Origin of the sequence: Dietzia sp. DQ11-71, from assembly GCF_014144995.1 — a bacterium.
GTDB classification, from domain to species: domain Bacteria; phylum Actinomycetota; class Actinomycetes; order Mycobacteriales; family Mycobacteriaceae; genus Dietzia; species Dietzia kunjamensis.
Window position 1 is genome coordinate 1 of the sequence record NZ_JAALDT010000066.1, and the last position, 10,123, is coordinate 10,123.

The window sequence follows — 10,123 nt, forward strand, 5'->3', positions numbered from 1 at the left end:
GAGCCGCGGGGTGGAGCAGGCCGCGGGGTGGAGCAGGCCGCGGCGGGGTCAGGCGCGGCGGGTCAGCGGGGGCGGTCCGGCTGGACCCGGAGGGCGTGCAGCGACGTGGCCAACCCGTCGTACTGCGCCACCAACTGCACCAGCCCCACCAGTTCGGACGAGCCGAGGTGCGACGAGAGCCCGGCCCACGTGTCGGCGGAGATGTCCTTGGTCAGCACCAGCTCGTCGACTGCGGTCAACAGCACACGCAGCCGGTTCGGCCACCCGGCGGTGGCGGGGTCGGCTGTCGTGCGGGTGATCTCGTCGTCGTCGAGACCCACGCCCGCGCCGATCCGCTCGTGGTGGGCCCGCTCGTACGCGCTGCCCCGCAGGTGCGCGACGCGCAGGATGACCAGCTCGGTGGTGCGGCGGTCCAGCACGCCGAACGGCATCATCATCCCGGAGTAGGCGAGCCACGCGGGGAAGAGCCGGCGGGCGTGGCCGAGGGTGGCGAAGAGGTTCACGTCGCGCGAGCCGGTGACGCGTGCACCGAGCCGGTTGACGGCCCAGCCGAACGGGCCGAGCTCCCGGAAGCCGCCGGGCCGGATGCGGGGGACCTGCGCGGCGGTGCCGTCGTGGCTGTCGCTGCTCTCGTGGGGCTGGCTCATGGCAGTCAGGGTAGGCCAGCGGTCCCGCCGGGGGCGGACGGTTGGTCGAGGAGATACGGCGAGAGCGAGGACCGGTGGGCGTCCACCCGCAGCGCGTGGTTGAGCGGCGGGAAGGCCCGCTGCGGGCACGCGGGGCGGTCGCACATGCGGCAGCCGGAGCCGATCTTGGTGGCGGCGTCGACGTCGTCGAGGTCGAGGCCCTGCGCGTACACGGTCCGGTGGGCGTGGCGGGCCTCGCAGCCCAGGCCGATGGCGAACGTCTTGCGCGGCTGGCCGAAACGCATCGGACGGGTGGTGACGGTGCGCGAGACCCACAGGTGAAGGCGGCCGTCGGGCATCTGCGCGACCTGCCGCATGATCTTGCCGGGGAACGAGAACGACTCGTAGATGTTCCACAGCGGGCACGTGCCACCGGAGGTCGTGAAGTGGAACCCGGTCGCGGACTGACGCTTGGACATGTTGCCGGCGCGGTCGACGCGCACGAAGCTGAACGGCACCCCGGCCGCGCCCGGTCGCTGCAGGGTCGACAGGCGGTGACACACCGTCTCGTAGCCGGTGGCGTGGAAGGCCATGAGCCGCTCCACGTCGTAGCGGAAGTCCTCGGCGGTGTCGAGGAAGCGCTGGTAGGGCATGAGCACGGCGGCGGCGAAGTAGCTGGCCAGGCCGCGCAGCGCGAGCGCGACGGCGGCGGGGGAGCTGAACGAACCCTCCTCGACGAGGCTGTCGAGCAGGTCGCGGTGCTCGAGGAAGGCCAGCTCGGAGGCCACGCGGAACGCCTGCTGGCCGGGCGTGAGGTGGGCGGACAGGTCGAGACGGCGGTCCTCGGTGGAATAGCGGTGCCACAGCCCGTCGGGTAGGTCGACGCGGCGGGCGATGCGGACCCCGTGGGCCTCGGCCAGGCGGTGTTCGAGCTCGGCGCGGACGTCGCCGCGGTTGAGCCGGATGCGGGTGGTGAGGTCCTCGGCGGCGGTGTCGAGGGAGTCGATGTAGTTCTGCCGTTGGTAGAAGTAGTCCCGCACCTCCTCGTGCGGCATGGACAGCACCGAGCGGTCGACCGAGGTGTCCGGGACGTTGCGGGTTTCGGTCAGCGCGGCGAGCAGGTCCGCGGAGTTGCGGTAGCGCTGGTGCAGGAGCATGAAGGCACGGGCGAGCGCGGGGTGCGCGCGGACGAGGTCGACCACCTCGGCGGCCGGGACCTCGGCGGAGAGCTGCGTGTCGGTGAGCGCCTCGGTGACCGCCGCGATGAGCCGGGTGTCCGAGTCCGAGGCGAAGAACGCGGAGTCCACGCCGTAGACCTCGGAGATCTTCACCAGGACCCGGGAGGTGACGGGGCGGGCGTCCTTCTCGAGTTGGTTGAGGTACGACGACGACAAGCCGAGCGACTGGGCGAAGGCGGCCTGGGTCAGGCCGTTCTCCTCGCGCAGTCGGCGGAGTCGCGATCCCATATGTGAGGCCGTCATCGGCTTTCCCTCCGAGGTCCGTGGCGAGCCCCACAATCTTCGCAAACTTTGCAAAGAAGGCAAAGAAACTCGCCACATTCGCACTTGTCGCAGGTAGACGCGCTGCCTGCCATGTGGCATTGTGTCTCCCGTAAGGGGCCGTAACTCGCAAGAGTGCGAATCCGGACCCGCCCCCGAGACAGAAAAGAGTCGCGATGTCGAACATCGGCAAGGCACGTACCGCTGAAGAGATCCAGCAGGACTGGGACACCAACCCCCGCTGGAAGGGCATCACCCGCAACTACACGGCCGAGCAGGTCGCGGAGCTGCAGGGCACCGTCGTCGAGGAGCACACCCTCGCCCGTCGTGGTGCGGAGATCCTCTGGGACAAGGTCAACAACAAGGACTTCGTCAACTCCCTCGGCGCCCTGACGGGTAACCAGGCCGTCCAGCAGATCCGTGCCGGCCTCGAGGCCGTGTACCTCTCCGGCTGGCAGGTCGCCGGCGACGCCAACCTCTCGGGCCACACCTACCCGGACCAGTCGCTGTACCCGGCCAACTCGGTCCCGACCGTCGTCCGCCGCATCAACAACGCACTGCTGCGTGCCGACGAGATCGCCCGCATCGAGGGCGACACCTCGGTCGAGAACTGGCTCGCCCCGATCGTGGCCGACGCCGAGGCCGGCTTCGGTGGCGCCCTGAACGCCTACGAGCTGCAGAAGGCCATGATCAACGCCGGTGCGGCCGGTGTGCACTGGGAGGACCAGCTCGCGTCGGAGAAGAAGTGCGGCCACCTCGGTGGCAAGGTGCTGATCCCGACCAACCAGCACATCCGCACCCTGACCTCGGCCCGCCTCGCCTCGGATGTGGCCAACGTGCCGTCCGTGATCATCGCGCGCACCGACGCCGAGGCCGCGACCCTCATCACCTCCGACGTGGACGAGCGTGACCGCCCGTTCATCACCGGTGAGCGCACCGCCGAGGGCTTCTACCACGTCAAGAACGGCATCGAGCCGTGCATCGAGCGTGCGAAGGCCTACGCCCCGTTCGCCGACATGATCTGGATGGAGACCGGCACCCCGGATCTCGAGTACGCCAAGAAGTTCGCCGAGGGCGTCAAGGCCGAGTTCCCGGACCAGCTGCTGGCCTACAACTGCTCGCCCTCCTTCAACTGGAAGGCGAACCTGGACGACGAGACCATCGCCAAGTTCCAGAAGGAGCTCGGCGCGATGGGCTTCAAGTTCCAGTTCATCACCCTGGCCGGTTTCCACTCGCTCAACTACGGCATGTTCGACCTGGCCCACGGCTACGCCCGCAACCAGATGACCGCGTTCGTCGAGCTGCAGCAGCGCGAGTTCAAGGCCGCCGAGGAGCGTGGCTTCACCGCCGTCAAGCACCAGCGCGAGGTCGGCGCCGGTTACTTCGACCGCATCGCCACCACGGTCGACCCCAACACGTCCACCGCGGCGCTGAAGGGCTCCACCGAGGAGGGTCAGTTCCACTGACCACCGGTCGACCCCACACGGTCGACGCGGTAACAGCGTGAACACACCGGGGGCCGCGGCCGTCTCGACGAGGCGGCCCGGCCCCCGGTGGTGTCTCCACCCTCAAGTTCCCTCCTCCCGAAGGACCCTGGACAGATGAACAGCTCCCGCGACGGCGCCGACCCGGGGCGGATCACCCGCGTCGGCGTGGTGGGCGCCGGACAGATGGGCGCCGGCATCGCCGAGGTGTGCGCCCGCGCGCATCTCGACGTCCTCGTCTGGGAGTCCACCCGGGAGCTGACCACCAGCGGCCGCGCCCGCGTCCTCGACTCTCTGGACAAGGGAGTGTCCTCCGGCAAGATCACCGCCCGCGAGCGTGAGCAGGCCGCCCTGCGGTTGCGTTTCACCACCGACCTCGGCGACTTCGTCGATCGGCAGCTGGTCATCGAGGCGATCGTCGAGGACACCGACGCCAAGACCGCCGTGTTCCGCGAACTCGACGCGGTCGTCACCGACCCCGACGCCGTCCTGGCCTCCAACACCTCGTCGATCCCCATCATGAAGCTCGGCACGTGTACCGCCCGGCCCGAGCGCGTGATCGGTATGCACTTCTTCAACCCGGTTCCCGTGCTTCCGCTCGTCGAGCTGGTGAGCACGCTCGAGACCGGGGCCGCGGCCCGCGACCGGGCACAGGCGTTCGCCGAGCAGGTCCTGGGCAAACAGGTCGTCCACTCCGCCGACCGCGCCGGGGCCGTGGTCAACGCCCTGCTCGTGCCATACCTGCTCTCCGCCATCCGGATGGCCGAGTCCGGGTTCGCCACCCCGGAGGACATCGACAAGGCCATGGTCCTGGGCTGCGCCCACCCCATGGGGCCGCTCACCCTGGCAGACCTCGTCGGTCTGGACACCATCAAGGCGATCGCCGACTCGATGTACACCGAGTTCGCCGAGCCGCTGTACTCGCCGCCGCCGCTGTTGTTGCGGATGGTCGAGGCGGGCAGGCTCGGCAAGAAGAGCGGCCAAGGTTTCTACCGCTATGACGCGCCGCGGGCGATGGCACGCGCCGCGCGCTGAGATCATGTCGTCGTCGTCGTCGTCGTCGTCGTCGTCACAGTCACCGCCGCCGCCGTCGTCACAGCCACCGTCGTCGCCCACGCCGCCGCACCTCGAACCCACCCGCGCCTCGTCCGTCCTCGGGTACCCGCGCATCGGTCCGCGTCGCGAGCTCAAACGCGCGCTCGAGCGCTACTGGCACGGTGACGGTACCCGGGCCGAGCTGCTCGCCACCGGCCGCAGACTCCGCGACGCCACGTGGCACGACCTGCGCGCCACGGGCATCACGCAGATCCCCGGCAACACCTTCTCCTTCTACGACCACATCCTCGACGACGCCCTGCTCATGGGCGCGGTCCCCGCGCGGTTCCGCGAGCTCGTCCGCGACCTCGGCCCCGTCGACACCGTCTTCGCGCTCGCCCGCGGCCGCGCCGACGTCCCGCCGCTCGAACTGGTCCCGCTGCAGGGCACCTCCTACCTGTACCGCCAGCCGGAGTTCGACGAGTCCTCCGAGCTGGGGCTGCGGCCGGACGAGCTGCTCGCGGAGGTGGCGCGGGCGCGGGAGCAGGGGTTCGAGATCAGGCCCGTCGTCACCGGCCCGGTCTCGCTGCTGCTGCTGAGCAAGGCGGCGCCCGGCGCCGCGCCGGGATTCGCGCCGATCGACCTGCTCGCCCGCCTGCTCACGGAGTACGAGGCGCTGCTGGGCGTCCTGGCCGGAGCCGGCGTGACGTGCGTGCAGTTCGACGAGCCGTGCATGACGATGGAGCGCACGCCTGACGAGATCACGGAGTTGCGCCGTGCCTACGACCGGCTGGCGGCTGTGGTGACGCGGCCGCGCATCCTGGTGACGGGGCAGTACGGCGACCCGGGGGAGGCGCTGTCGGCGCTGGCGGCCACCGGCATCGAGGCGATCGGCCTGGACCTCGTGTACGGGCGGCGGTCGGCGGCGGACCTCGCGGCCGTGCCGGGGCTGCGCGGCAAGCGTCTCTACGCCGGTGTCGTGGACGGCCAGAACGTGTGGCGCACCGACAAGTTCGCCACCCTGGACTACCTGCGTGACCTGCGGGCCGTCTTCCCGGACGTGGTGGTGTCGACCTCGTGCACGCTGCTGCACGTGCCGTACGACGTGAACGCCGAGCCCGACCTGCCCGCCGAGCTCGCGGACTCGCTGGCGTTCGCCGAGCAGAAGGTCGCCGAGGTGGTCTCGCTCGCGCACGCCCTGGTCGACGGCCCCACACCGCGCTGGCGCCGGTTGCCGGTACTGCCCAGCGCGCGCCGCGACGACGTGCGGGCGAGGACCGCCCGGGTCGACGACGACGACAAGGTCCGCGTCCCCTACGCCGAGCGGGCTGCCCGGCAGGCCGACCGGCTCGGACTGCCCACGCTGCCGACGGCGACGCTGGGCTCGTTCCCGCAGACGCGGGAGATCCGGCGTGCCCGCAGGGACCTGGCGGACGGGCGGATCGACTACGACAGGTACTGCGACTACCTGCGCGCCGAGATCGCCTCGGTGATCCGGCTGCAGGAGGACATCGGGCTGGACGTGCTGGTGCATGGCGAGGTCGAGCGCAACGACATGGTGCAGTACTTCGCCGAACTGCTCGACGGGTTCGCCGCCACCCGCAGCGGCTGGGTGCAGTCCTACGGCTCGCGCTGTGTGCGGCCGCCGATCCTGTACGGCGACGTGGCCCGACCCGCGCCGATGACCGTGGAGTGGACCGGGTACGCGCAGTCGCTGACCGACCGGCCGGTGAAGGGGATGGTCACCGGCCCGGTGACGATGCTCGCGCGGTCCTTCTGCCGCACGGACCTGGCACTGCCCGAGGTCGCCACGCAGCTCGCGCTGGTGGTGCGCGACGAGGTGGCGGACCTGGAGGCGGCGGGGACGGCGATCATCCAGATCGACGAACCCGCCATCCGGGAACTCCTGCCGCGCCGCGGCGCGGACCGACGCGCGTACCTCGACTGGGCGGTGGGCACCTTCCGCCTGGCCTCGGCCGGGACGCGACCGGACACCCAGATCCACACGCACCTCACCTACTCGTCTTTGCGGGAGATGAGGGCGGCGATCGAGGGACTCGACGCCGACGTCACCGCGATCGTCGCGACGCGGTCGATCGAGTGGGTACTGGAGGCCCTGGAGGATCACACCCTGACCCGTCAGGTCGCGCCCGGGGTGTACGAGTCACGGTCGGGGTTCGTCCCGGACATCGACCTGCTGCACTCGAGGCTGCTCCGGGCGGTGGACGCGGTGGGGGTGGACCGCGTGTGGGCGGTGCCGGACGGGGGGCTCAAGAGCCGTTACACCTGGCAGTTGGAGCCGAGCCTGCGCAATCTTGTCGCCGCCGCGCGGCGGATCCGACGGGCGGTTGCCCCGGATCCCCGGGGTTCCAATAAGATCGGACACTGAAGCAAGTCTCGGGTCACGGGCCCGGGATCGGTAGTTGAGAGAAGAGGACGACATCATGGCCGGTCAGACGCTCGAGCACACTGGTGCCGCCATCGTCGAGGAGTACTACCCGCCGTACGCGACGGAGGTCGCCCCCACGTACCCGCTGTACTCGACCTCGATCTACGTGGGGTCTGTCATCCTCCTGCTGAGCATGAGCATGCTGGGCCTGCCCATCACCGCCATCGGGTACTACACGGAGAACGCCGGGGTCTCGCTGGGGCTGGTCATCGCGGCCGTCGTGGCGACCACCGCCGTCTTCCTCCTCGGGCTGTTCATCTGCATGTACGGCTTCCGTAAGCACGGCCGCGAGGACGCACACTGACGGTCGACCCGGTCGTGGGTGCCGGCGCGCCCGCTCTCAGGGCGGGCGACCCGGCGACCGACGCCGAGCGGAGGTCAGCCCTCCGTCGTATGAAGATGGTCGCGACGGGGTTCCTCGTCGTGGCCGGACTGGTCTATCTGGTCGCGGAGTACGCGCTACACAACGGCGCCGACCCCTGGGTGGGTTACGTCCGCGCCGCCGCCGAGGCGGGGATGGTCGGCGGGCTGGCCGACTGGTTCGCCGTCACCGCCCTGTTCAAGCACCCGCTGGGGATCCCCATCCCGCACACCGCGCTCATCCGCAAGAAGAAGGACCAGCTGGGCACCTCCCTCGGCGGGTTCGTGGGGGAGAACTTCCTCGACCCCGAGATGGTGAGCGAGAAGGTCCGCGGCGCCCGCATCCCCGAACGCGCCGGTGAGTGGCTGGCCGAGGACGACCACCGCGCGATGGCCTCGGACCAGGCCGCCAAGGCCATCCGTGCCGTTCTGGCCGTGCTCCGCGACGACGACGCCGTCGCGATCATCGAACGCACCATCGTCGCCCGCATCGCCGAGCCGGAATGGGGGCCGCCGGCCGGTCGGATCCTCGCCGAGCTCCTCGATGAGGGACGCCATCTGCCGCTGATGGACCTCATGGCCGACCGCGCCCACGGCTGGGTGGAGGCCAACCCCGAGACCATCGACCGCTGGGTCCGCGAGAAGGCCCCCACGTGGGCGCCCCAGTTCGTCAACGAACTGCTCTCCGAGCGTGCCTACCGCGAGCTGCGCGAGTGGACCTGGCAGATCAAGGTCGACAAGCAGCATCCCGTGCGGGTGGCGCTGATCGGGTTCGTCGAGGACTTCGCCCGTGACCTCCAGCACGACCCGTCCACCATGGCCAAGCTCGAGACGTTCAAGCACGAGGTCATGGGCCGCGACGAGGTGCGCCGCGCCGCCGGATCGGCGTGGGCGGCCGCCAAGCGCATGATCGTCGAGGCCACCGAGGACTCGTCGTCCACGCTGCGGGTGAAGATCGACGATCTCCTGGGCCGTCTGGCCGACATGCTCGTCGGGGACGGGAAGATGCGGGCGCGCCTCGACGACTACATGACCCGCACCGCTCGCTACGTCGCGGAGAACTACGCCGGCGAGGTCACCTCGATCATCTCCGAGACCGTCGAACGGTGGGACGCCGACGAGGCCTCCGACAAGATCGAGTTGCTCGCGGGCAAGGACCTGCAGTTCATCCGCATCAACGGCACGGTCGTGGGGGCCCTGGCGGGGCTCGTCATCCACACCACCACCGAGCTCATCTTCTGATCCCGGCCCAGGTCTGATCCCGACGGGCCGGTGTGACCCATCGCACCGCATCGCCGTACACATAGCGCTTGCTGTAGCAAGCACCCGTTGCTAGCGTTGGGGTCAGGCGATGAGAGACGGACGCCGGAGGGAGGTGACTCCATGGCCGCACAGAGTGGACACACACACGACGAGGCTGCGGAGAGCACCGGAGCACAGGTCGATGAACCGACCGCCGCAACCCTCGCGCGTCGCAACAAGCCGACGGGTGAGGTGCCGCGTCACAGCGACCTCACCTCGCACGGTGAGGACGACAAGCGTTCGTCCGAGTCGCAGGACATCGGGTCGTTCATCCGCGCCCAGCGGGAGGCCGCCGAGGTGTCCATCCGGCAGCTCGCGGAGCGTGCCGGCGTCTCCAACCCGTATCTGAGCCAGATCGAACGCGGGCTCCGCAAGCCGTCCGCCGAGGTCCTGGGTCAGATCGCCCGAGGTCTGAGGTTGTCCGCCGAGGTGCTCTACGCCCGCGCGGGGATCCTCGAACTCAAGCAGGGGAGTCCGGTGAGGGATGCGATCCTCACCGCCCCGGACCTCACAGAGCGACAGAGGGAGGTGCTCGTGGAGATCTACGAGTCGTTCCGAGCGAACAACGCAACGGCAGCCGCCCAGGTCGTCAACGTTCCCTGAGGGAACTCCGGACGACGGCCCGCAGGGCCACGTGACACCGCACAAGAGAACACCCGCACGACACCACCGAGGAGTCAAAATGGCCGACAAGAAGCCCACTTCCAAGAAGACCGCCGCCGAGGCCGCCGAGCAGAAGGCCAAGGGCGAGGCCGTCAAGGAGCAGGCCCTGGAGGGCCCGCTCGGTCAGGCCATCGCCGCCGTGCGCACCCCGGTCTACGCCTACGTCGGGGTCAACGACCTCGCCATCCAGGCCGTCTCCGGCATGGTCGCGGACCTGCGCCGTCGCGCCGAGGAGGCCGTCACCGAAGCGCAGACCAAGGTCACCGAGCGCGTGGCCGAGGCGCAGAACCGCATCAACGAGCGCGTGGCCGGGGCGCAGACCCGCGTCACCGAGGTCCAGCACCGCGTGAACGAGGTCCCCGAGCGCGTCCAGGCCCTGCCGGCCGAGGTCGAGGAGCTCGTCACCCGGTTCCGCCCGGAGGAGCTGCGCAAGGTCGCCGACGCGTACGTCCAGGTCGCGGCCGGGATCTACGGTGGCCTCGCCGCCCGCGGTGAGGACGTCGTGAGCCGGCTCCGCGAGGAGAACCCGCAGCTCGAGGCCGGCCTGGCCCGAGTCAACGAGCAGGTGGCCCGCGCCGCCGGCGCCGTCGAGGAGCAGGTCGAACTGGGCGAGGACGCCCTCGGCACCGTCGCCCGCCAGACCCGCACGATCGGTGTGAAGGCGGCTGGCCGCGTCTCCAAGAGCGCCCGCCAGGCGGCCGAGAC

8 protein-coding genes and 1 pseudogene are annotated in these 10,123 nt (G+C 70.2%); 7 read left to right on the forward strand and 2 right to left on the reverse strand.

The annotated features are described in order from the left end of the window. Nucleotides 1-62: 62 nt before the first annotated feature. Nucleotides 63-647: a carboxymuconolactone decarboxylase family protein gene (locus G6023_RS02620; RefSeq protein ID WP_182634014.1), complete on the reverse strand. Its 585-nt coding sequence runs from the start codon at nt 645-647 to the stop codon at nt 63-65. 5 nt (nt 648-652) lie between these two features. Next, complete coding sequence (ramB, locus tag G6023_RS02625; protein WP_067717137.1) at nt 653-2,107, reverse strand: acetate metabolism transcriptional regulator RamB; 1,455 nt, start codon at nt 2,105-2,107, stop codon at nt 653-655. Nucleotides 2,108-2,301: 194 nt separating this feature from the next. Between ramB and aceA the strand changes: the two genes are divergently transcribed. The 7 genes and pseudogenes from aceA to G6023_RS02660 all read left to right on the forward strand — a co-directional run. Then, nucleotides 2,302-3,591, forward strand: coding sequence for an isocitrate lyase (aceA, locus tag G6023_RS02630; RefSeq protein ID WP_067717135.1), 1,290 nt, complete (start codon nt 2,302-2,304; stop codon nt 3,589-3,591). A 135-nt stretch (nt 3,592-3,726) separates the two neighbouring features. Then, on the forward strand, nt 3,727-4,644 hold the full coding sequence (locus G6023_RS02635) for a 3-hydroxybutyryl-CoA dehydrogenase (protein WP_182634015.1): 918 nt from the start codon (nt 3,727-3,729) through the stop codon (nt 4,642-4,644). Further along, complete coding sequence (gene metE, locus G6023_RS02640) at nt 4,607-7,033, forward strand: 5-methyltetrahydropteroyltriglutamate--homocysteine S-methyltransferase (RefSeq protein WP_241727634.1); 2,427 nt, start codon at nt 4,607-4,609, stop codon at nt 7,031-7,033. The genes G6023_RS02635 and metE overlap by 38 nt, the downstream gene beginning before the upstream one ends. Nucleotides 7,034-7,088: 55 nt before the next feature. Further along, nucleotides 7,089-7,397, forward strand: a complete 309-nt coding sequence (locus G6023_RS02645; protein ID WP_067717129.1) for a hypothetical protein — start codon at nt 7,089-7,091, stop codon at nt 7,395-7,397. A gap of 89 nt (nt 7,398-7,486) precedes the next feature. Continuing rightward, nucleotides 7,487-8,695, forward strand: a complete 1,209-nt coding sequence (locus G6023_RS02650; RefSeq protein WP_067717127.1) for a DUF445 domain-containing protein — start codon at nt 7,487-7,489, stop codon at nt 8,693-8,695. A gap of 141 nt (nt 8,696-8,836) precedes the next feature. Beyond that, nucleotides 8,837-9,358 (forward strand): helix-turn-helix domain-containing protein, encoded by a 522-nt coding sequence (locus tag G6023_RS02655; protein ID WP_096906772.1) that lies wholly within the window; start codon nt 8,837-8,839, stop codon nt 9,356-9,358. 79 nt (nt 9,359-9,437) lie between these two features. Then, nucleotides 9,438-10,123, forward strand: a pseudogene (locus G6023_RS02660) (hypothetical protein); the annotation flags it as partial.

Excerpts from the sequence above, each read along its gene's own strand:
- G6023_RS02620 (WP_182634014.1), bottom strand. The coding sequence starts at position 647 with ATGAGCCAGCCCCACGAGAGCAGCGACAGCCACGACGGCACCGCCGCG.
- G6023_RS02645 (WP_067717129.1), top strand. The coding sequence starts at position 7,089 with ATGGCCGGTCAGACGCTCGAGCACACTGGTGCCGCCATCGTCGAGGAG.
- G6023_RS02650 (WP_067717127.1), top strand. The coding sequence starts at position 7,487 with ATGAAGATGGTCGCGACGGGGTTCCTCGTCGTGGCCGGACTGGTCTAT.
- metE (WP_241727634.1), top strand. The coding sequence starts at position 4,607 with ATGACGCGCCGCGGGCGATGGCACGCGCCGCGCGCTGAGATCATGTCG.
- G6023_RS02635 (WP_182634015.1), top strand. The coding sequence starts at position 3,727 with ATGAACAGCTCCCGCGACGGCGCCGACCCGGGGCGGATCACCCGCGTC.
- aceA (WP_067717135.1), top strand. The coding sequence starts at position 2,302 with ATGTCGAACATCGGCAAGGCACGTACCGCTGAAGAGATCCAGCAGGAC.
- G6023_RS02655 (WP_096906772.1), top strand. The coding sequence starts at position 8,837 with ATGGCCGCACAGAGTGGACACACACACGACGAGGCTGCGGAGAGCACC.
- ramB (WP_067717137.1), bottom strand. The coding sequence starts at position 2,107 with ATGACGGCCTCACATATGGGATCGCGACTCCGCCGACTGCGCGAGGAG.